The organism is Neisseria sp. 27098_8_139 (genome assembly GCF_041433195.1).
In the GTDB taxonomy this organism is placed as follows: domain Bacteria; phylum Pseudomonadota; class Gammaproteobacteria; order Burkholderiales; family Neisseriaceae; genus Neisseria; species Neisseria subflava.
Genome location: NZ_JAPWBA010000011.1, coordinates 1 through 22,009, shown reverse-complemented (window position 1 = coordinate 22,009; position 22,009 = coordinate 1). Strand labels below are relative to the sequence as shown.

The following is a 22,009-nucleotide window of genomic DNA, read 5'->3' as shown; positions in this document are numbered from 1 at the left end:
ATTTTCCTTATTGATGTGTGTTGAATAGGATGGGACGAAAAATCAATCGGCACCATCCCATATTTCATGCCTGTTTAGACGTGACGGCCTCAAAAAACTGACACATTCAATACAAATATTTTCTTATTTATTGTTTTATAAAAATTAAAAATTCAAAAAGGCCGTCTGAAACACCATGCTTGATTGGGCTTCAGACGGCCTTTGACAATAAACGCGATCAATTAATCCGCTTGTTTGCACAATTCGACAATTTCCGCGCCATATTTATCGGTTTTTTCCACACTCATGCCGTGGATTTCTGCCAGCTCCGCCAAATCTTGCGGCCGTCGGGCGGCAATCGCGCGCAAGGTGACTTTACTGCATATCTGATAAGCTTCGAGGCCTTCATGTCGTGCAGTATCAATGTTCCACTGAAGCAGACGGCGCATCAATCGGCGTTTGCGTTTATCCTCTTCGCTCAGGCCGTCTGAAAACGGGCGGCAGATGTTTAAAATGCCCTCGCCGTATTGTTCGATACGTTTTTCGCCGAGTTTATACACGCCTAAAAGGTCGATGGGTTCGGCAGGCGTATTGGTCAGCAAGTCGTCCATGCTTTCGTTGGAAAATACCGTACCCAGCGTCACTTGATCGGCACTTGCCTGCTGCTCGCGCCAAGTTTCCAAAGCCTGTTTTAAGGCCTGTTCGCGCTCGCCCAAGCTGTGGATAAATTGTGCACTGTCTGTGGAAACAGTACCGGCTTCAGCCGTTTCGCAAACGTCGAGTATCTCCAAACCGAATTTATTGATTTTCGCCTCGCCCAAGCCGTAGATTTGATGTAAATCTTCCAAATTTCGGGGCATTTTTTCGACAATATCGCGCAGGGTTTTGTCGCCGCAAACCACATAGGCCGGCACTTCCTCTGCTCGGGCGCGTTGTTGCCGCCACTGGCGCAATGCCTGCCACAAACGCTCTTCGCGCTCGGTACGCAACCAATCGTCTTTCGGCTTTTGAGTGGCCGTTTTTTCGCGACGCAGGGGGCGCAGCATGACTTCGGTTTCGCCCTTGAGGACTTTTTTTGCCGCTTCAGTCAGCTGCAGGGCTTGATGCTGCTCGACATTGACAGTGAGATAGCCCAGGCTGATGCACTGGCGGATGACGCTGCGCCATTCCTTGTCGGTCTGTTCGCTGCCGATGCCGAATGTGGATAACTTGTCATGGCCGTTGCGCTGTATCCAATCGTCGCTTTTACCGCGCAAAAGGTTGGTGATGTAACCGGTGGCAAAGCGTTGTCCGGCGCGGTACACGCAGCTGAGTAATTTTTGCACCAACACCGTACCGTCAAACCGCACGGGCGGATGCAGGCAGTTGTCGCAATGACCGCAGGGTTCGGATTCTTCGCCGAAATGTTTGAGCAGCAGTACGCGGCGGCAGGCGGCGGTTTCGCAGACGGAAAGCATGGCATCGAGTTTTTGCATTTCGATTTGCTTTTGCACCTCGTCGCTGTTGCCTTCGGCAATCCGTTCGCGCAGCAACACCCAATCGTTCAAGCCGTAACACAGCCAGCTCACGGCAGGCAGCCCGTCTCGGCCGGCGCGCCCCGATTCTTGATAGAAATGTTCGACACTCTGGGGCATATCGAGATGGGCGACAAAGCGCACGTCGGGTTTGTCTATGCCCATGCCGAACGCCACGGTCGCCACCACGATAATATTGTCTTCATGCGTAAAGCGGCGTTGGTTTTCCTCGCGCACGTCCATGCTCAAACCGGCATGATACGGAATCGCCTCCAAGCCGTTTTCACACAAAAACTGCGCCACATCCTCAACTTTTTTGCGGCTTAAGCAATACACAATGCCGCTTTGCCCATGCATCTGCTTGCGAATAAAATCCAGCAATTGTTTTTTGCCATTATTTTTTTCGATAACCTGATAATAAATATTCGGACGGTCAAAGCTGGAGATAAATTCGGGCGCACTGTCCAAGTGCAGATAATGCTTGATGTCGGCACGCGTAGCCGCATCGGCGGTAGCGGTCAAGGCGATGCGCGGGATGTTCGGATAGCGTTCGGCAAGCATGCCGAGTTGTTGATATTCAGGGCGGAAATCGTGTCCCCATTGGCTGACGCAATGCGCCTCATCAATGGCAAACAGGCTGATGGTTTGTTGGTCGAGAAAACGCAAAAAGCGGTCGGTAACCAAGCGTTCCGGAGCGACATAAAGCAGTTTCAGACGGCCTTGGGCAAGCTTGTCGGCAATCTCGCGCGCCTCATCTGCCGATGTGCTACTGTTGACTGCCGCCGCTTCAATTCCGGCCACATGCAGGCTGGCCACTTGATCGTTCATCAACGCAATCAGCGGCGATACGACAACCGCCACGCCTTCGCGCATCAGCGCCGGAATCTGGTAACACAAAGACTTGCCCCCGCCCGTCGGCATTAGCACCATCAAACTCTCGCCGCCGGCCAAAGCATTGACAATAGCCTCCTGCTTGCCACGAAATTCGGGATAACCGAATACTTCGTGCAAAATCTGTTTGGCGGTCGGCTGAGGCATAATGGTTCCGTAGAATAGGGGAAAGCGTTATTTTAACGGTTTTACACCCGCGTATGTGCGGAACATTTTTCCGCCGCTTTTTCAGACGACCTCAAATTCAAATCTATCAAATTTATTTAATTTTAAATAAAGATTTGTTTTATTTTGAATGGAATGTATAAAGGCCGTCTGAATCCTAATCTTCGGATTTCAGACGGCCTTTTCAAAAATAAAATCTTTAGGCTTTTTTGACGAACTCAGACTTCAAATTCATCGCGCTGCCATCGATTTTACAACCGATATTGTGGTCGCCCTCTTGCAAGCGGATGCCTTTGACTTTGGTGCCTTGCTTGATGACCATAGAGCTGCCTTTGACTTTCAGATCTTTAATCAAGACAACCGTATCGCCATCTTGCAAGACCGTGCCGTTGGCATCTTTGACTTCCAAGGCATCATCGCTTGCAGCCGCAGCATCGGCCTCGTTCCACTCATGGGCGCACTCAGGGCAAACGTATTGAGCGCCGTCTTCGTAAGTATATTCGGAGTGGCATTTCGGGCAGGGAGATAGGGACATGAGGTTTCCTTATAAATATGATAAAAGAAGCGTAAAACGCAAATAATACAATGTCTAAATTATTGCTTCGCCTTGCTGCCGCCTGCACCGTAAACGGCATTCCAAGCCGCGTCCAACATCTGGCCGGCCTGTTGCAACTTGGCATTTTGCTGCTCTTTCTGAGCCAAGGCCGTTTGAATTTCACCTTTCAAACGGTCAATATCAGATTGCGCTGCCTGCAAACGGCGCTGCGCACTTTCCAAATCGCTTTGCAGGGAAATGATTTTGCTGTCGTTGCTGTTTTGCTCATGCAAAGCGGCACGGTAAACCGATTGGACGGACAACAAACGGTCTTCCGCCTCACCGGCATACGCGGCGGCGGCGGATAACATCATCAGGGCAAGTAAGGTTTTTTTCATGGGTTTTCCTTTAAAGTTGTTTGATTTGCAAAGTAAAGCGCAGAGCTGATTTTTCAGCCGCCAAATTTACATAATATGCTTGTTGGTCTTTGTTCTTGATGGTTTATTTTATCCAATCCGGACATTCAGGCTGCCGATAAAAGTTAATTCAATCAACTGTTGTGGCAGGCAGGTCGCTATTATTTTCTCATATTCTCCGCCTTATTCCATTTTTTTCTGGTTTTATTAGAAAAGGCCGTCTGAAACATTTCAGACGGCCTTTTTGAATTTCACAACGATCGCTCAGCCTCTCGTCAAAAAGCTTTCCTGTATTTTTTAAATTACAGTCATATTTAAATATGTAAATATGATTTATTTATTGTAAAATTTACCCTTTGGTCATGCCGGAGCATATGGTGTTGCGGCTGTCTGCATCTTTTTTAATTCTTCTTCCATGAGAACCCTATGATGAAAAGCAACCGTCTCGCCTATGCCGTTTTGGCAGCCCTACTATCTATCCAAACCCTACCGGCTTCTGCAGCCAAAGCTGATGCCGCTTCTGCCGTCGAGGCATCCGAACAAGAGACGCAACAAGCCTCAGACTCTATCGCAAACTACGTTGACGACCAAATCGTCCAAGGCCCGGCAACCGTTGATTTGGGCAATCAGGCCAAACTGAAACTGCCTGCAAAAATGGTCTTTGTGAAAAAAAATCGCGCCAACGCCATGATGAGGGAAGCAGGCAACGCCACAGATCCCAACCGCTACGGCCTGATTCTCCCCGAGTCGGAAAACGAGGACAGTGACACCAATTGGATAGTAGACCTGACCTTTACCGATTCTGGCTACATCAAAGACGATGATGCCAAAGAATGGGATGTTGAAGCCATGCTCGAGCAGCTGAAAGAAGGCACCGAGGAACAAAACAAAGAGCGAGCCTCCCGCAACCTACCGGAAATAGAAACTCGCGGCTGGGTGGAAAAACCGCAATATGATGCAAAGACCCATCGTCTGATTTGGTCGATTGACGTTTTGAATAAAAACGAACCCGACCCCAATCCTGCTATCAACTACAATACTTTCCAGCTTGGACGCGAAGGCTATATTGAATTAACTATGATCACCGACTTGAAAAGCATAGATCAATACAAACCTATTGTGCAAGAATTGTTGGGCAATATCGAATTCAACGAGGGCAAGCGTTATAGCGATTTCAATGCGGCAACCGACAAAGTGGCCGAATACGGACTGGCTGCCTTGGTTGGCGGTATCGCTGCAAAAAAACTGGGATTATTGGCCTTAGCCGGCGCATTACTGGCTAAATTCGGCAAACTGATTATTTTTGGTGCTCTTGCAGTAGGCGCATTGTTTAAAGGCCTATGGCGCAAAAAAGATAAAAACAAACCGAACGAAGAAGAATAAATAAATCCTGTTCAAAATAAAAAAGGCCGTCTGAAAACTTGGTATCCCTAGTTTTCAGACGGCCTTTTATCATTCATGCCTTACGAACGAATCCGTTTCAACACTTCTTCTTTGCCGATTAAAGCCAATACTGCATCGACGCTTGGGGTTTTTGCTGTACCGCAGACAGCGAGGCGCAAAGGCATGCCGAGTTTGCCCATTTTAACGCCTTCTTCGTCGCAGAAAGGTTTGAAGAGGTCGTGGATGGCTTCGGCGTTCCAGTCTTCCAAACCTTCGAGGCGTTCGGCAAAGCGCAGCATACGGGTGGCGGCTTCGTCGTCCCAGTGTTTCTGCATGTCCGCTTCGGCAGGCGTTTGTTTGACGTAGAAGTAGAGGCACTCGTCGGCGAGGGTGTTCAGGTCTTGGGCGCGGTCTTTGACCAGTGCCAACACGTCTTCCAAAGCAGGTTTTGCCGTGTCGTAAATATCGCGCAGAGCAAGGCAGGGTTTGATGAGTTCGGCGAGTTTTTCGTTGGACGTGATTTTGATGTGTTCGCCGTTGATCCAGTAGAGTTTCTTCAAGTCCATGCGGCTTGGAGATGGGGAGACGTCTTTCAAATCAAACCATTCGATGAATTGTTCCATTGTGAAGAATTCGTCGTCGCCGTGCGCCCAACCCAAGCGTGCCAGATAGTTGAGCATGGCTTCGGGCAGGATGCCCATTGCGCCGAAATCGGTAATAGCAACGGTATCACCGCTGCGTTTGGAGATTTTTTTGCCTTGTTCGTTAAGAATCATCGGCAGATGGCCGTATTCGGGCAGGTTTGCGCCGATGGCTTTTAAGATGTTGATTTGTTTCGGGGTGTTGTTCACATGGTCGTCGCCGCGGATAACGTGGGTAACGCCCATGTCGTAGTCGTCCACGACAACGCAGAAGTTGTAAGTCGGCGTGCCGTCGGCGCGGGCGATAATCAGGTCGTCGAGCGCTTCGTTGGGAATGGAGATTTCGCCTTTGACCAAGTCCGTCCACTGGGTAACGCCGTCCAAAGGCGTTTTGAAGCGGACGACAGGTTGCACGTCGGCAGGGATTTCGGGCAGGGTTTTGCCTGCTTCGGGGCGCCAGCGGCGGTCGTAAGTCGCCGTGCCTTCTTTTTCGGCTTTCTCGCGCATGCCTTCCAACTCTTCTTTGCTGCAATAGCAGTAGTAGGCATGGCCTTTTTCTAAAAGTTCGGCAATGACCTCTTTGTAGCGGTCGAAACGGCGGGTTTGGTAAACGACGTTGTCGGCGTTGTCGTAGTTCAGGCCGACCCATTTCATGCCGTCGAGGATGATGTTGACGGATTCGGCGGTGGAACGCGCCAAGTCAGTGTCTTCGATACGCAATAGGAATTCGCCTTTGTGATGACGGGCAAACGCCCATGAAAACAAGGCGGTGCGCACACCGCCGATGTGCAGGTAGCCGGTGGGGCTGGGGGCGAAACGGGTTTTGACGGTCATGATGGCTCCAAAGTCTTTGAAAACAGGTATTTTACTTTTTCGGCGTGGTTTAAACAATGTAAGGCCGTCTGAAAATAATGTTGGCGCAGAAGGACCGTCTGGGACTTTTCTCCTGAAAACAAATCAAATATAATGATAATTATTTCTTTTAAAGGATCCGCTCATGAACAAACGCGCTTTATTTGCCGCCCTCGCCCTCCTGCCCCTTTTTGCCCAAGCCGAAATCAAAACTATCAAAGATGTATTGGGACGCGAAGTCAAAGTCGATGTCCCTGTCAAACGCGCGGTTTTGGCGTTTTACTATCCCGACTATATCGCGGTAACGGGCGCGGACAAATTTAAAAACGTCATCGGCATTTCGCGTGAGTTTTGGGAGAAATTCAATCCCGGCAGCTGGGCGATGTTCAAACAGAAGCTGCCTACGCTGCAAAACATTGCGGACATCGGCAACATCAACACCGGCACGTTTTCACTGGAGAAAACGCTCGCGCTCAAGCCGGACGTATTGATTCTGGCCGACTGGCAGTATAAGGCCATCGCCACCCATCTGCCGCGCATTAAAGCGGCAGGCATACCCGTCGTCGTGGTCGATTTCAACGCCGAAACCGTCGCGCGGCACACGCGCAGTGCGGAAATTTTCGGCGAACTCAACGGTACGCAGGCGCGCGCCCAAAAAATTGCCGCCGAATACGCCCGAGGCATTGCCGACATCCAAAAACGCGTCGCACGCGCCAAGCAGTCCAAACCGAAAATCTATATCGAGTTCGGCGATAAAGGCCCGTCCGAATACAGCTACACCTTCGGCAAAGATATGTGGGGCGCGATTGCCGACACAGCAGGCGGCAACAATATCGCCGCGCCTTACATTAAAAACTGGGGACCGATAAACCCTGAAAAATTCCTGACGGCCAAACCCGACGTCATCGTCATTTCGGGGACGGAAAACGGCCATAAAGACAAGCCTGACATTATGGCGATGGGCATAGGCATCAGCCAGGCCGATGCGCAACGCCGCCTGGCCGGATTTGTCAAACGCAAAGGCTGGGCAGACATTCCTGCCGTCAAAAACAAACGCGTTTACGGCATCTACCACACCGCCTCCCGCTCGCTCGCCGATTTGGCCAGCGCGCAATTTATCGCCAAAACCCTGTATCCGCAGCAGTTTGCCGACATAGACCCAAACAAGACCTATCTGGACTTCTACCGCAAATACCTGCCCGTCGTGCCGGACGGTACGTTTTACATCCAATTGAAATAGCGGCTGCAAAAATCATAGGCTCAGGCCGTCTGAAGATTCAGACGGCCTGAGCATGCTATGCCGATAAAGATTTAATGAGTATAATTACTGTTCTTTCAACAAAATTACTGGGTACGTATGAACGGACAAAACCAAATCGGCCATCAGCAGGCTCCTGTTGTAAGCGTCAAAGAATGGTTGCTAACAAACTTGATTATGATGATTCCGCTGGTCAATCTGATCATGATGCTTGTGTGGGCATTCAGCTCAAACACCAATCCGAATAAAGCCAATTATTTCAAGGCTGCCTTGATTCTGTTTGCCATCGTAATGGCAATTTATCTGGTGCTGGCTGTAGTCATTTTTGGCAGTATAGCTGCAAATCAATATCAATAAGTAAGCATACATTTAGGCCGTCTGAAACCTAAAAGGATTCAGACGGCCTTTTACATGGATTACCGAAGGCTCAACCACCTATCCAATTCCAAACGGCATCGCTCCATTTGCCGATACGGTAGAGAAACAAAGAATAGCTCTCCTGCATCAGAAACTTGGCTTTCTTGCTGCGCTCATCAAAGCGCGTGGTCGGGGTGGCGGAGAACTGCGCATCTGACAAGCCCAAATCGGCGGCCATTTCTTCGGCACGCGCCAAATGATACGGGTCGCTGACAACGATAATGCTGCCGACTCCGTTGGCGTGCATGATGGGGACGATATTGCGCAGGTTTTCGTAAGTGTTGCGCGACGTGTTTTCAAACAGGATATTGTGCGCCGGTATGCCCTGCTTGAGCGCGTATCGGCGCCCCACTTCGGCTTCGGTCATAAATCCTTTTTTGGGTGTCCCGCCGGTGAAAATGATTTTACCGACCCGATGGCTTTGGTAGAGCGTAATGGCGTGGTTGATGCGCTCACGGAATACCGGCGACGGGCGTTTGTCCCACGCCGCCGCACCCAACACCACCGCCGCATCGGCATGAGCGTCCTTCGGCAAGGTTTGCAAACCTGTCCGGTAAATCTGCCATGTGCCGGTCAAAAAAATACCGCACACCAGCAAAACGCTCAAAGCAAGGCCGCGAAACAGGTAATATCGCAGGCCATTGCGGCTTTTAAGCAGGGAAATCATCTTCAGACAGCCTTATCCAACCCCGTCAGCCGAGTAGGGCGGCAATGTTTTCCAACGGACGGCCGATGGCTGCGCGCGTAGGCGTTACCAAAACGGGACGCTCGAGCAGGGCAGGGTGTTCGACGATTGCCTGAAGCAGGGCGGCATTGTCCAAATCGGGATTGTCCAAACCCAATTCTTTGTACAAATCGTCTTTCGTGCGCATCATGCCGCGCACCGATTCGATGCTGAGTTTGGCAAACATATCCTGCAAAGTCGCCAAATCAGGCGCGGTATCCAGATATTTGACTACATCGGCGGCAACGCCTTTTTCTTCGAGCAAAGCCAGCGCGGCACGCGATTTGCTGCAACGCGGGTTGTGATAAAGTGTGAATTCAGACGGCATGAAAGTCTCCGTATTATTGCAAAATCATTCAATGATGGCGGTTATTATCGTCTGCAACTGATTTTTACTCAAACTTTTTACCTGATATCTTGATACGAATCGGTAGGCATACCCACCAAACCGTTTTACAATAAACCCAATTTCGATTGGCAACCTCAAGGATACAACCATGAAAGCCTTAACCGCCCTTCTCTTGTCCGCCACCGTTTTTACCGCTGCGCCGACCTTTGCCGCCGAAGAAACGGCAGGTTGGCAGGACAACAAACCGCAAAGCCTGGAGTCACTCAAAGCCCCCGTGCGCGTGGTCAACCTTTGGGCAACCTGGTGCGGCCCCTGCCGTAAAGAAATGCCCGCCATGTCGGCATGGTACAAAGCTCAGAAAAAAGGCAGCGTCGATATGGTCGGCATCGCGCTGGATACGACCGACAACATCGGCAAGTTCCTGAAACAAACGCCGGTCAGCTATCCGATTTGGCGTTACACCGGCGCCAACAGCCGCAACTTCATGAAAGCCCACGGCAACAACGTCGGCGTATTGCCCTTCACTGTCGTCGAAGCGCCGAAATGCGGCTACAAACAAACCATCACCGGCGAAGTCAACGAAAAAAGCCTGACCGCCGCCGTGAATTTGGCCAAAACCAAATGTAAATAAAACAGCGGATAAGGTGCTTAACCTACGCTGATACCGAGGCCGTCTGAAACCCAATCGTTCAGACGGCCCTTTTTCAAACCATATTGCTTTGTGTTGCAAACCGGCAGTGTCTCCACAGGCAGAACCGAGGTTTCACTATCAAAAAGCAGCCGAAATATTTATAATCTGTGAATATCCCCATTTTTTCAGACGGCATGTTGCCCTATCGATGACGCCGGCCGTCTGACTCCCTATTTTCAGGAAAACCCATGATCCGTTTCGAACAAGTTTCCAAAACCTATCCCGGCGGTTTCGAAGCCCTGAAAAATGTCAGTTTCCAGATTAACAAAGGTGAGATGATTTTTATCGCCGGCCATTCGGGTTCGGGCAAATCCACCATTTTGAAGCTGATTTCAGGCATTACCAAGCCTACCAAAGGCAAGGTTTGGTTCAACAATCAAGACCTCGGCACCTTGAGCGACAATCAGATCGGCTTTATGCGCCAACATATCGGCATTGTCTTCCAAGACCACAAAATCCTCTACGACCGCAATGTCTTGCAAAACGTTATCCTGCCTTTGCGGATCAGCGGCTACCAGCCGCGCAAAGCTGAAGAGCGCGCGCGTATTGCGATTGAGAAAGTCGGCTTGAAAGGCCGCGAAAACGATATGCCCATCACTTTGTCCGGCGGCGAACAACAACGTTTGTGCATCGCGCGCGCAGTGGTTCACCAACCCAGCCTGCTGATCGCCGACGAGCCGTCCGCCAGCCTCGACCGCGCCTATGCGCTGGATATTATGGAATTGTTCAAAACCTTCCATGAAGCAGGCACGACTGTGATTGTTGCGGCGCACGATGAAACGCTGATGGCGGATTACGGCCACCGCGTCTTGCGCCTGCAGAAAGGACGCCTCGCATGAGTATGATTCATTACATCTCGTTACACGTCGAATCGGCGCGCGCCGCGCTCAAAGAGCTTCTGCGCCAACCCATCGGCACGCTGCTGACCCTGCTCATGCTTGCCGTTGCCATGACCTTGCCGCTGTTTATGTATTTGGGTATCCAAAGCGGGCAAAGCGTATTGGGTAAACTCAACGAATCGCCACAGATTACGGTTTATATGGACACTGATGCAGCAAGTTCTGATGCCGATACGGTGAAAAACCTGCTCCAGCGCGACAGCCGTATCGATAAAGTCCGCTTTATCAGCAAGCAGGAAGGTTTGGAAGAATTGCAAACCAATCTCGACCAAAACCTCGTTTCCATGCTCGATGGCAACCCATTGCCCGACGTCTTTATCGTTACACCCGACCCTGCCACTTCTCCGGATCAGATGCAGGCCATCTATAAAGACATTACCAAACTGCCGCGCGTCGAATCAGCAACCATGGATACCGAATGGGTACAGACCCTTTATCGTATTAACGAATTTATCCGCAAGATTTTGTGGTTCCTCTCGCTGACTTTGGGCATGGCCTTTGTCTTGGTGGCACACAACACCATCCGCCTGCAAATCCTCAGCCGCAAGGAAGAGTTGGAAATCACCAAGCTGTTGGGTGCGCCCGCTTCCTTCATCCGCCGCCCTTTCCTTTATCAGGCAATGTGGCAGAGTATTTTCTCCGCCGCCGTCAGCTTGGGTTTGTCGGCTTGGCTGCTGGCCGAAGTACGGCCGCTGGTGGACGCGATTTTCAAACCCTACGGTCTGAACATCGGCTGGCGTTTCTTCACATTTAGCGAAGTGTCGCTGGTATTCGGCTTCGTCATCGCACTGGGCGTATTCGGCGCATGGCTGGCCACCACGCAACACCTCTTAGGCTTCAAAGCCAAAAAATAAGCCTTGGCAAACAGGCCGTCTGAACCATTCAGACGGCCTGAAATCTTATCCTTTCGCAACTTAAACAAACCTTGTGAAAATTTAATACTGCCAAATCTAACAGCAAGGGCATAATCCCTTATAATTGATGGCTTATTATCCATCTCATTTCATTTGTGCGGCATAAACCGTGCAGACAAATAACGAAAGACATCCTGTGGACAAACTCAAAATCTCTGCCAACGGCCCCCTCAACGGAGAAATCATCGTATCCGGCGCAAAAAACGCCGCCCTGCCGCTGATGTGTGCCGGTCTGCTGACTTCCGGCACTTTACGCTTGAAAAACGTACCCATGCTCGCCGACGTCAAAACCACCCAAAAACTGCTGCAAGGCATGGGCGCACGCGTTTTGACCGACAATATCTCCGAATTTGAAATCAACGGCGGCACCGTCAACAACACCTGCGCACCTTACGAGCTGGTAAAAACCATGCGCGCATCCATCTTGGTTTTAGGCCCGACCCTCGCCCGCTTCGGCGAAGCCCAAGTCAGCCTGCCCGGCGGTTGCGCCATCGGTTCGCGCCCGGTTGACCAACACCTCAAAGGCCTCGAAACCATGGGTGCGGAGATCACCATCGAACACGGTTACGTCAAAGCCAAAGGCCGTCTGAAAGGCACGCGCGTCACCATGGATGTCGTGACCGTCGGCGGGACTGAAAACCTGCTGATGGCGGCCACGCTCGCCGAAGGCACCACCATCCTCGAAAACTGCGCCATCGAGCCCGAAGTCGTCGATTTGGCCGAATGCCTCGTCAAAATGGGCGCGAAAATCAGCGGCATCGGTACAGCAACCATGACCATCGAAGGCGTAAAAGAGCTGCACGGCTGCGAACACAGCGTCGTTCCCGACCGTATCGAAGCCGGTACCTTCCTCTGCGCCGTCGCCATGACCGGCGGCAAAGTCGTCCTGCGCAATGCCGCACCGAAAACCATGGAAGTCGTATTGGACAAACTGACCGAAGCCGGCGCCATCATCGAAGCCGGAGACAACTGGATTTCCATCGACATGCAACAACGCCCCAAAGCCGTGGACATCCGCACCGTCGTCCATCCAGGCTTCCCAACCGACATGCAGGCGCAGTTTATGGCCATGAACGCCATTGCCGAAGGCAGCAGCCGCGTGGTGGAAACCATTTTTGAAAACCGCTTCATGCACGTTCCCGAACTCAACCGCATGGGCGCGGACATCACCACCGAAGGCAACACCGCCTACATCAAAGGCGTGGAAAAACTCTCCGGCGCCGTCGTGATGGCAACCGACCTGCGTGCCTCCGCCAGCCTCGTTATGGCAGGCTTGGTCGCAGATGGTGAAACCATCGTCGAACGTATCTACCACCTCGACCGCGGCTATGAATACATCGAGAAAAAACTCGGCGGCGTAGGCGCAAAAATCGAACGCGTACGCGGTTGATTCCATACGCAGCCGATAAATAAAAGGCCGTCTGAAACACCGGCAATCAGTTTTCAGACGGCCTTTGCGTATTGTTTTGCGGTATAATTCCCGACATCTTTATCCATTGTTTTCCAAAGCATAAACCATGACACGCAAAATCCTTGTCACTTCCGCCCTGCCCTATGCCAACGGCAGCATCCACCTCGGCCACATGGTCGAACACATCCAAACCGACGTTTGGGTGCGCTTCCAAAAACTGCGCGGCCACGAGTGCTACTACTGCTGCGCCGACGACACCCACGGCACGCCCGTGATGCTTGCCGCGCAAAAACAAGGCATCGCGCCCGAAGACATGATTGCCAAAGTGCGCGAAGAGCACCTCGCCGACTTTACCGGCTTCCACATCGGCTACAGTAATTATTACAGCACCCATTCTCCTGAAAACAAACAATTTTCCCAAGACATTTACCGCGCGCTGAAAGCTAACGGCAAAATCGAAAGCCGCGTCATCGAGCAGCTTTTCGACCCTGAAAAACAAATGTTCCTGCCCGACCGCTTCGTCAAAGGCGAATGCCCCAAATGCCACGCCCAAGACCAATACGGCGACAACTGCGAAGTCTGCGGCACGACCTATTCCCCGACCGAACTGATTAACCCGTATTCCGCCGTTTCCGGTGCCAAACCCGAATTGCGCGAATCCGAACACTTCTTCTTCAAACTGGGCGAATGCGCGGGCTACCTGAAAGAATGGACTTCCGGCAACAACCCGCACGACGGCAAGCCCCATCTGCAACCAGAAGCCCTCAACAAAATGAAAGAATGGCTGGGCGAAGGCGAAGAAACCACCCTGTCCGACTGGGACATCTCCCGCGACGCGCCGTATTTCGGTTTCGAAATCCCCGACGCGCCGGGCAAATACTTCTACGTCTGGCTGGACGCACCCGTCGGCTACATGGCGTCGTTTAAAAACCTGTGCGACCGCATCGGCATCGATTTCGACGAATACTTCAAAGCCGACAGCCAAACCGAGATGTACCACTTCATCGGCAAAGACATCCTCTATTTCCACGCCCTGTTCTGGCCCGCCATGCTGCATTTTTCCGGCCTCCGCGCCCCGACCGGCGTGTACGCACACGGTTTCCTGACCGTCGACGGACAAAAAATGTCCAAATCGCGCGGCACCTTCATTACCGCCAAATCCTATCTGGAACAAGGCCTGAACCCTGAGTGGATGCGCTACTACATCGCCGCCAAACTCAACAGCAAAATCGAAGACATCGATTTGAACCTGCAAGACTTTATCAGCCGCGTAAACAGCGACCTCGTCGGCAAATACGTCAACATCGCCGCCCGCGCGTCAGGTTTCATCGCCAAACGCTTTGAAGGTCGTCTGAAAGACGTTTCAGGCAGCGCATTGCTGGCAAAACTCGCCGCCGAAAGCGACACCATCGCCGAGCAATACGAAAACCGCGAATACGCCCGCGCCCTGCGCGACATCATGGCATTGGCGGATGCGGTAAACGAATACGTCGATGCCAACAAACCATGGGAATTAGAGAAAATTATTAAATCTCCAAATTTGGAATGGAGATTTGAAAATATTCATGATGATTTGCCAAAACTTAAAGATGATATCTTTTTGAAATCTATATTAATACAAAATTATTTAGAGAATGATTTTGAAAAAGCTAAGAATTCACTTTCTAGTAATCAAAAAATAATTTTTGAGAAAATGAAGGAAAATTATTCTAAAAATAAGGAAAATATCAGATTATATGTTCAAAAATATATAGAAGAAAATATAGATCATATTTTTGATGAGCATAAAAAATCATCAGTAGATAATTCAGAATATAATTTGAAATTATATTCAAAGGAAGAAATCAAGTCTGATAAGACAATAGATTTAATTGTGAGCTTATTCATTAACACTAAGTCATTGAATAGTACATTGCACGAAGTATGCAGCGAGCTGATCAACGCCTTCAAAATCCTCACCATCTACCTCGCGCCCGTGCTGCCCAAAGTCGCCGAGCGCGCCGCCGCCTTCCTCAATCTCGACGGCCTGCGCTGGGCCGATGCCGCAACCGTGCTGCCCGAAGGCCACACCATCAACAAATACGAACATTTAATGCAACGAGTGGAGCAAAAACAAGTGGACGATTTAATCGAAGCCAACAAACAAAGCATTCAGACGACCCCCGCGCCTGCCGCCGAAGAGAGCAAATACGAAAAAGTCGCCGAACAGGCCAGCTTTGACGATTTTATGAAAATCGATATGCGCGTCGCCAAAGTATTAAACTGCGAAGCCGTCGAAGGCAGCACCAAACTTTTGAAATTCGACCTCGATTTCGGTTTTGAAAAACGCATCATCTTCTCCGGCATCGCCGCGTCTTACCCAAATCCTGCCGAATTGAACGGCCGCATGGTCATCGCCGTCGCCAACTTCGCCCCACGCAAAATGGCAAAATTCGGCGTATCCGAAGGCATGATCCTCTCCGCCGCCACCGCAGAGGGCAAACTGAAGCTCCTCGACGTTGACGCAGGCGCACAGCCCGGGGATAAAGTGGGCTAAGTATCAAATCTTAAGGAGAAACCATGTTAAACCTTTCCGCACCGGTACTTAAAGAAATTGAGTTGCTTCATGATGCAGGCTTATCGGTTGGCGCTATTGTTGCAGTGTTGCGTCTGAAGTTTCCGGTAGAGCTCCATGATCGGGAGGACAAAAAAATTGAAGAAGCCGTTCTTCTCATGATCAATCCGCCGCGAAAAGCACCTTCTCTTTCCCGCTAAGGCAGCGATACCGGTTGAAAGGTAAATTTGGTTATGCTTCAACAAAAGGCCGTCTGAAACTTTCAGACGGCCTTTTTATTTATCCAAACACTTATTTCCGTTAAAACTTTATCTCAACAATTCATCGGTAACGCGTTGCAGAAATTCGATGCGCTCGGGTTTGGCTTCGCCTGATTCGGCTGCGGCTTTGACGGCGCAGCCGGGTTCGGCACGGTGGGTGCAGTTGTGGAAACGGCATTGACCGATAAGGTGGCGCAGGTCGGGGAAGTATTGCAGTAGATCGGCGGCTTGGAGATGGTGCAGGCCGAATTCTTGCAGGCCGGGGGAGTCGATGAGTCGGGTTTCTGCGTTTAAATCGTACAGTTGGGCGTGGGTGGTGGTGTGTTTGCCGGAGTCGAGCGCAGTGGAAATGTCGCCGGTTCGGGCGGCTTGGTTGCCGAGTAGGGCGTTGGTCAGGGTGGACTTGCCCATGCCGCTTTGTCCGAGCAGGATGTTGGTTTGCCCTTCTAAAATGGGACGCAGGATGTCGGCGTTTTCCAATGCGTTGGTTTCGACCACGGAGTAGCCGAGGGTTTCGTAGAATTTGAGTTTCTCGCGCCATTGGGCGGTTTCGGGGAGGTCGGCTTTGTTGAGGACAATGACGGCGTCGATGCCGGCCGCTTCTGCCGCGAGGAGGGCGCGTTGCAACAGGGCTTCGCTGGGTGAGGGGCTGGTGGCGGTTACGATGAGCAGTTGGGTAACGTTGGCGGCAATCAGTTTGGTTTTCCACGCATCTTGGCGGTAGAGCAGGCTTTCGCGCGGGAGGTAGTCTTCAATCACGACTTGTTCGCCGTTGATGGGGCTGATGCGGACTTGGTCGCCGCAGGCGAAATCGACGCGTTTTTTGCGGGTGGTGGCGTCATATGTTTGGCCGTCGGGGGTGCGGACGATATAGCGGCGGCCATAGCTGGTAATGATTTGGGCGGTATCGGTCATGATGGGGTTTATTGTTTGGAATGGTGTGATTGTACCGAAAGTCGGCTATGGCCGTCTGAAAACTTGTTTGCACCTTTTAACTTTCTTTGGCTTGGTTTTTTGGTGTTTCTGCCCTATATTTGCAATGTATTTGTTTTCAGGAGATTTTTTTATGGATTTCAGTCAGTTGCTCAATCAGGTTTTGGGTGCGGCTCAAAAAGGCGGCAAAGCGGTGGCGGACAGCCCGCTCAATTCTTTCGGCGGCGGCGCACTGACGGGTGCTTTGGCATCAATGCTGTTGAAAAAGAAAAATACGAAGAAGCTGGTCAAGGCCGGCTCGGTCGCTGCTTTGGGTTTTCTGGCTTATAAAGGCTATCAAAACTGGAAACAAAACCGCCAACAGGAAGAATTGCCGCAAAGTGCGTTCCAACCTGCCGGTCTGATTGGCGAAAACCACAGCCGTGTGATTTTGCAAACGATGATTGCGGCGGCGGCTTCAGACGGCCTGATTGACGATGCGGAACGCGCGGCCATTGAGCGTGAAAGCGGCAACGATGCGGAAACGGCGGCATGGCTGCAGGCTGAATATGCGCAACCGGCCTCTATCGAGCAAATTGCGGCTGCGGTCGGCAGCGACGAGGCTTTGGCAGCCGAAACTTATCTGGCGGCCAGATTGGTCTGCGCGGACTTGTCGCGCAAGGAAATCGTGTTCCTGAGCCGTTTGTCCCAAGCTTTGAATTTGGACGACCAGCTGGTCGAAAGCTTGGAAAAACAGCTCGAATTGGCTTAAGCTTGATTTAAAAGGCCGTCTGAAACCTGATTTCAGACGGCCTTTCGACTTAATTTCAGAGTAGAATAACCCTTTCGACATATTAAAGGCTGTCTAAACATGAATAAACTTTTTTCCACATTCAAAACGTTTTTAGCCACTTCATCCGTCTTGGTATTGGCTGCCTGTCCGAGTGGCAACGCGCCGCAATCCAAACCTTCTGCGCAGGGTCAAAATACGGTTTCGCGTCCTGCACCCAAACCGAAAGCCACAGTTGCGCTGGCTTTGGGTGGCGGCGCGTCCAAAGGCTTTGCCCATATCGGAATTATTAAGGTTTTGAAAGAAAACAATATTCCGATCAAAATCGTTACCGGTACATCCGCCGGCTCGATTGTCGGCAGTATGTACGCTTCGGGAATGTCGCCCGACCGCCTCGAATTGGAAGCGGAAATTTTGGGTAAAACCGATTTGGTGGATTTGACCTTGTCCACCAGCGGCTTCATCAAAGGCGAAAAACTGCAAAACTACATCAACCGCAAAGTCGGCAACCGCCCGATGCAGCAGTTCCCCATCAAATTTGCCGCCGTTGCGACCGATTTTGAAAGCGGCAAACCGGTGGTGTTCAACGTCGGCAATGCCGGACAGGCCGTCCGCGCTTCCGCTTCGATTCCGAACGTGTTCCAACCTGTCGTCATCGGCAACCGCAAATATGTAGATGGCGGCCTGTCGCAACCCGTACCGGTCAGCGCGGCGAAAAAACTGGGCGCAAACTTCATCATTGCCGTCGATATTTCCGCCCGTCCAGCCAAAAACGTCAACCAAGGCATGTTCTCCTATCTTGACCAAACCTTCAACGTAATGAGTCAAACTGCGTTGCGCCAAGAATTGGGACAGGCCAATGTGGTCATCAAACCACAGGTTTTGGAGCTGGGTTCGGTTGGCGGTTTCGACCAAAAACAACGCGCCATCCAACTGGGCGAACAGGCCGCACGCGCCGCCCTGCCTGAAATCAAACGCAAACTGGCGGCATATCAGTATTAATCATCCGCCGTTTGAACAGGCCGTCTGAAAGTATGTTTTTCAGACGGCCTTTCTTGTGCAAATCTGCTAAAATCACGCGTTTCCTACAAATCATAAAATCCTAAAAAAATGAATATCTTTTACGAAGAGTCCGGCCAATTCAAAGTTGCCTCCATCGTCCAAAAAAACGACGCCACCTATCAAGTCGATACCCAACACGGCAAGCGCACCAAAGTGAAGGCAAACAATGTCTTTGCCGAGTTTGACGGCGATATGGCGGTATTTTTGGAGAACGCGCAGGCACAGGCGGCGGACATCGACACCGATTTATTGTGGGAAGTATGCGGCGAAGAAGAATTTTCCGCCGAGGCCATCGCCGAAGAATATTACGGTCATGCGCCGACCAAAACCGAGCTGGCGGCGACTTTAATTGCGCTTTACGCCGCGCCGATGTATTTCTACAAAAAATCCAAAGGCGTGTTCAAAGCCGCGCCCGAAGAAACCTTAAAACAAGCGCTTGCCGCCATCGAACGCAAAAAACAGCAAGACGCGCAAATCGACGCTTGGGCGGAAGCCTTGAAACGCGGCGAGATGCCGTCTGAAATCGCGGCGGATTTGAAAACCATTTTACACGCGCCCGACAAGCAGTCGCTGACCTACAAAGCCTTTACCAAAGCCGCCGACGAGCTGAAAATCTCCGCCTACGAACTGGCGAAAAAAACGGGCGGCATTACGTCCATTCCCCAATACCTGCAAGACGGGTTTGAAATCAAATATTTCCCCAAAGGAACAGGCTTCCCCGACCTTCCGCTTCCTGAAATGCCCGACTTGCCCAAGGCCGACGTTACCGCCTTTTCCATTGACGACGAATCGACCACCGAAGTGGACGATGCCTTGAGCCTGACCGACTTGGGCAATGGCATGAAACGCGTCGGTATCCACATCGCCGCGCCGTCGCTTGCCATTAAACCAGGCGACAAAATGGAAAAAAACATCATGGAACGCTTAAGCACGGTTTATTTCCCCGGCGGCAAAATTACCATGCTGCCCGAAAACTGGATTGCCGCTTTCAGCCTTGATGCAGGCGCATACCGCCCTTCCATCAGCATTTATTTCGATGTGGACAACGAGTTCAACGTCGGCGCGCCAACCTGCAAAATCGAAGCGGTCAACATCGCCGAAAACCTGCGCATTCAAACCATCGAGCCGCATTTCAACGCCGAAACCGGCTTGGACGAAGCCGGCGAAATGATGTTCGCCCACCATCAAGACCTGATTTGGTTCTATCAATTTGCCATCGCCCTGCAAAAAGCACGCGGCAAATACGAACCCGACCGTGCGCCGCAATACGATTACAGCATCGAATTGGATGAGGAAGGCAACGTATCCGTCGTCCGCCGCGAACGCGGTTCGCCCATCGATACGCTGGTCAGCGAAATGATGATTCTTGCCAACAGCACTTGGGCGCAAATGCTGGACGAAAACGAGCTGCCCGGCCTTTTCCGCGTCCAACCGGCAGGCAAAGTGCGCATGAGCACCAAATCCGAGCCGCACATCGGCATGGGCGTGCAGCATTACGGCTGGTTTACCTCGCCGCTGCGCCGCGCCGCCGACTACATCAACCAAAAGCAGCTGATCAGCCTGATCGACAATTCTGCCGAGCCGCTGTATCAAAACAGCGATGCCGAGCTTTTCGCCGCGCTGCGCGACTTTGATGCCGCCTATACAGCCTACGCCGACTTCCAACGTCAGATGGAAGCCTACTGGAGCCTCGTCTATCTGCAACAGCAAGGCACCAGCGAGCTGACGGCCACCATCCTCAAAGAAGACCTCGTCCGCATTGAAGGCCTGCCGCTGGTAACGCGCGCGACCGGTATTCCGTTTGACGCGCTGCCCAAATCGCAGGCATTGTTCAAAATCACTGAATTGGATGCCGAGAAGCAGTTTATCGCGCTCAACCATCAAAAAGCCGTTTTACCGGGCTGATAACGTTATTTCGTTTGAAAAAAAGGCCGTCTGAACGAAGAAACAGAAATCTTTGATTTCGTTTTCATCCCTGTTCAGACGGCCTTAATCATCTAAAAATGCTACAATTCCCCTTTTCTGCCCATCATTTCAAACCATGAAAAAAAACGCCCCAAAATCCTTTGAAGAAGCCTTATCCCGCCTCGAAACCCTGACCCAAGCCATGCAAAGCAGCGAAATGCCGCTGGAAGATGCTTTGGCCGCCTATCAGGAAGGCAACGAATTGGTCAGATACTGCCAAACCAAATTGGCGGAAGTCGAGCAGAAACTGCAAGTCTTGGATGCCGGCGAACTGAAGGAGTTGAACCTTGAACCCGGCGAATGAACTCAAAACATGGCAGCAAAAAGCCCAAGCGCAAACCGAATTGCTACTGGCGCATTTTTTGCCGTCTGAAAGCCAAGTGCCGCACACGCTGCATGAAGCCATGCGTTACGTTACCCTCGGCGGCGGCAAACGGCTGCGCCCGCTCTTGGTGCTTGCCGCGTCCGAATTGGGCGAAGCAAACCAAAACGCCGTCGAACAGGCGATGGCGGCCATCGAAATGGTGCACGTCTATTCGTTGGTTCACGACGATATGCCGGCGATGGACAACGACAGCCTGCGCCGCGGCAAACCGACCTGCCATGTGCAATACGATGAAGCAACCGCCCTTTTGGTCGGCGATGCGCTGCAAACCCAAGCCTTTGATGTACTGAGCCGTCCGACAGGCCTGTCTGCCGAGCGCCAGCTTGCCATGTTGTCCACGCTGGCCCAAGCATCCGGCAGCCTTGGTATGGCGGGCGGACAAGCCATCGACCTTGCCAACGTCGGCAAAGCCATGAATCAGGCCGAATTGGAACAGATGCACAGCCTCAAGACCGGCGCACTCATCCGCGCGGCCGTAGCCTTAGGCGCACTGTCCTGCCCGGACTTAACACCGGCGCAAATCCAAACCTTAGACCACTACGCCGCCAAATTGGGCCTGGCTTTCCAAGTGATCGACGATGTATTGGACTGTGAAGCCGATACCGCCACCTTGGGCAAAACCGCCGGCAAAGACTCGGACAACGACAAACCGACCTACGTCAAACTGATGGGCCTGCAGGCCGCGCGTACTTACGCAGAAACGCTGATTGCAGAAGCCGTTGCCCTGATCGAGCCATTCGGCGACAAAGCCCTGCGCCTGCGCCAACTGGCCGAGTTTGTTACCGCACGGAAAAACTAAACCTGAAAATAAATAAAGGCCGTCTGAAACCTGATTTTGGGTTTCAGACGGCCTTTTTAACAGCCTGAGACCTTTGCAAAAAAGCCTTTCCTCCAACAGCCGAAATCCAAACACAGGTTTTCGGCTGTTTTTGTTTCAAATACCCACTGATTCTACTCAAATACCCCCTTAATCCCCCTTGGATACCTGATTAATCAGGCATCCGGACCGCCTTTTAGGCAGCAACAGGCACACTTAGCCTGT

General features: G+C 51.5%; 21 protein-coding genes. 14 read left to right on the top strand and 7 right to left on the bottom strand.

The features are described from left to right. Positions 1 to 221 precede the first annotated feature (221 nt). The 3 genes from recQ to O3660_RS09290 form a co-directional block, all read right to left on the bottom strand. The gene (gene recQ, locus O3660_RS09300; protein WP_371464882.1) at positions 222 to 2,531 is read right to left on the bottom strand and encodes a DNA helicase RecQ; all 2,310 of its coding nucleotides are present in this window, start codon (positions 2,529 to 2,531) and stop codon (positions 222 to 224) included. A gap of 217 nt (positions 2,532 to 2,748) precedes the next feature. Then, positions 2,749 to 3,084 (bottom strand): zinc ribbon domain-containing protein YjdM, encoded by a 336-nt coding sequence (locus O3660_RS09295; protein ID WP_049352471.1) that lies wholly within the window; start codon positions 3,082 to 3,084, stop codon positions 2,749 to 2,751. A 59-nt stretch (positions 3,085 to 3,143) separates the two neighbouring features. Then, positions 3,144 to 3,482: a hypothetical protein gene (locus tag O3660_RS09290; RefSeq protein ID WP_003686752.1), complete on the bottom strand. Its 339-nt coding sequence runs from the start codon at positions 3,480 to 3,482 to the stop codon at positions 3,144 to 3,146. A gap of 444 nt (positions 3,483 to 3,926) precedes the next feature. On the opposite strand from O3660_RS09290, the gene O3660_RS09285 reads away from it, so the two are divergent. Further along, positions 3,927 to 4,883 (top strand): DUF2167 domain-containing protein, encoded by a 957-nt coding sequence (locus O3660_RS09285; RefSeq protein WP_049352474.1) that lies wholly within the window; start codon positions 3,927 to 3,929, stop codon positions 4,881 to 4,883. 80 nt (positions 4,884 to 4,963) lie between these two features. Here the strand turns inward: O3660_RS09285 and gltX are convergent, their stop codons facing one another. Further along, positions 4,964 to 6,358 (bottom strand): glutamate--tRNA ligase, encoded by a 1,395-nt coding sequence (gene gltX, locus O3660_RS09280; RefSeq protein WP_049352476.1) that lies wholly within the window; start codon positions 6,356 to 6,358, stop codon positions 4,964 to 4,966. 163 nt (positions 6,359 to 6,521) lie between these two features. Between gltX and O3660_RS09275 the strand changes: the two genes are divergently transcribed. Beyond that, positions 6,522 to 7,616 carry an ABC transporter substrate-binding protein gene (locus tag O3660_RS09275; protein WP_049352478.1) on the top strand — a complete coding sequence of 365 codons (1,095 nt, stop codon included), beginning with the start codon at positions 6,522 to 6,524 and terminating at the stop codon, positions 7,614 to 7,616. Between the two features lie 117 nt (positions 7,617 to 7,733). Beyond that, positions 7,734 to 7,991, top strand: coding sequence for a hypothetical protein (locus tag O3660_RS09270; protein ID WP_003686739.1), 258 nt, complete (start codon positions 7,734 to 7,736; stop codon positions 7,989 to 7,991). A gap of 70 nt (positions 7,992 to 8,061) precedes the next feature. Here the strand turns inward: O3660_RS09270 and O3660_RS09265 are convergent, their stop codons facing one another. Both O3660_RS09265 and arsC read right to left on the bottom strand, forming a co-directional pair. After that, a complete protein-coding gene (locus tag O3660_RS09265) occupies positions 8,062 to 8,718 on the bottom strand; it encodes a YdcF family protein (protein WP_049352480.1) in 657 nt (218 codons plus the stop codon). A gap of 25 nt (positions 8,719 to 8,743) precedes the next feature. Beyond that, a complete protein-coding gene (arsC, locus tag O3660_RS09260; RefSeq protein ID WP_049352482.1) occupies positions 8,744 to 9,103 on the bottom strand; it encodes an arsenate reductase (glutaredoxin) in 360 nt (119 codons plus the stop codon). Positions 9,104 to 9,272: 169 nt separating this feature from the next. Here arsC and O3660_RS09255 point away from each other — a divergent pair, with 169 nt between their 5' ends. The 6 genes from O3660_RS09255 (at position 9,273) to O3660_RS09230 (ending at position 15,793) form a co-directional block, all read left to right on the top strand. Next, positions 9,273 to 9,755 carry a TlpA disulfide reductase family protein gene (locus tag O3660_RS09255; RefSeq protein ID WP_049352484.1) on the top strand — a complete coding sequence of 161 codons (483 nt, stop codon included), beginning with the start codon at positions 9,273 to 9,275 and terminating at the stop codon, positions 9,753 to 9,755. 248 nt (positions 9,756 to 10,003) lie between these two features. Beyond that, a complete protein-coding gene (gene ftsE / locus O3660_RS09250; protein WP_003681151.1) occupies positions 10,004 to 10,654 on the top strand; it encodes a cell division ATP-binding protein FtsE in 651 nt (216 codons plus the stop codon). Beyond that, positions 10,651 to 11,568, top strand: a complete 918-nt coding sequence (gene ftsX / locus O3660_RS09245) for a permease-like cell division protein FtsX (RefSeq protein WP_003747810.1) — start codon at positions 10,651 to 10,653, stop codon at positions 11,566 to 11,568. Before ftsE ends, ftsX begins: the two co-directional genes overlap by 4 nt. Before the next feature lie 196 nt (positions 11,569 to 11,764). Next, positions 11,765 to 13,018 carry a UDP-N-acetylglucosamine 1-carboxyvinyltransferase gene (gene murA / locus O3660_RS09240; protein ID WP_049333045.1) on the top strand — a complete coding sequence of 418 codons (1,254 nt, stop codon included), beginning with the start codon at positions 11,765 to 11,767 and terminating at the stop codon, positions 13,016 to 13,018. Positions 13,019 to 13,145: 127 nt separating this feature from the next. Continuing rightward, the gene (gene metG / locus O3660_RS09235) at positions 13,146 to 15,575 is read left to right on the top strand and encodes a methionine--tRNA ligase (protein ID WP_080978489.1); all 2,430 of its coding nucleotides are present in this window, start codon (positions 13,146 to 13,148) and stop codon (positions 15,573 to 15,575) included. A 23-nt stretch (positions 15,576 to 15,598) separates the two neighbouring features. Next, the gene (locus O3660_RS09230; protein ID WP_049328774.1) at positions 15,599 to 15,793 is read left to right on the top strand and encodes a hypothetical protein; all 195 of its coding nucleotides are present in this window, start codon (positions 15,599 to 15,601) and stop codon (positions 15,791 to 15,793) included. A gap of 108 nt (positions 15,794 to 15,901) precedes the next feature. On the opposite strand, the gene rsgA is transcribed toward O3660_RS09230, so the two are convergent. Beyond that, the gene (gene rsgA / locus O3660_RS09225) at positions 15,902 to 16,768 is read right to left on the bottom strand and encodes a ribosome small subunit-dependent GTPase A (protein WP_049352485.1); all 867 of its coding nucleotides are present in this window, start codon (positions 16,766 to 16,768) and stop codon (positions 15,902 to 15,904) included. A gap of 151 nt (positions 16,769 to 16,919) precedes the next feature. On the opposite strand from rsgA, the gene O3660_RS09220 reads away from it, so the two are divergent. The 5 genes from O3660_RS09220 to O3660_RS09200 all read left to right on the top strand — a co-directional run bounded on the left by O3660_RS09220 (position 16,920) and on the right by O3660_RS09200 (position 21,766). After that, a complete protein-coding gene (locus O3660_RS09220; protein ID WP_049352495.1) occupies positions 16,920 to 17,537 on the top strand; it encodes a DUF533 domain-containing protein in 618 nt (205 codons plus the stop codon). 99 nt (positions 17,538 to 17,636) lie between these two features. Continuing rightward, entirely contained in the window at positions 17,637 to 18,557 is a 921-nt protein-coding gene (locus O3660_RS09215) for a patatin-like phospholipase family protein (RefSeq protein ID WP_049352487.1), read from the top strand. 108 nt (positions 18,558 to 18,665) lie between these two features. After that, positions 18,666 to 20,522 (top strand): RNB domain-containing ribonuclease, encoded by a 1,857-nt coding sequence (locus O3660_RS09210; protein ID WP_049352489.1) that lies wholly within the window; start codon positions 18,666 to 18,668, stop codon positions 20,520 to 20,522. A gap of 136 nt (positions 20,523 to 20,658) precedes the next feature. After that, positions 20,659 to 20,886 carry an exodeoxyribonuclease VII small subunit gene (locus O3660_RS09205; protein ID WP_049352491.1) on the top strand — a complete coding sequence of 76 codons (228 nt, stop codon included), beginning with the start codon at positions 20,659 to 20,661 and terminating at the stop codon, positions 20,884 to 20,886. Then, entirely contained in the window at positions 20,870 to 21,766 is an 897-nt protein-coding gene (locus O3660_RS09200; protein ID WP_003686607.1) for a polyprenyl synthetase family protein, read from the top strand. Before O3660_RS09205 ends, O3660_RS09200 begins: the two co-directional genes overlap by 17 nt. Positions 21,767 to 22,009: the final 243 nt, after the last annotated feature.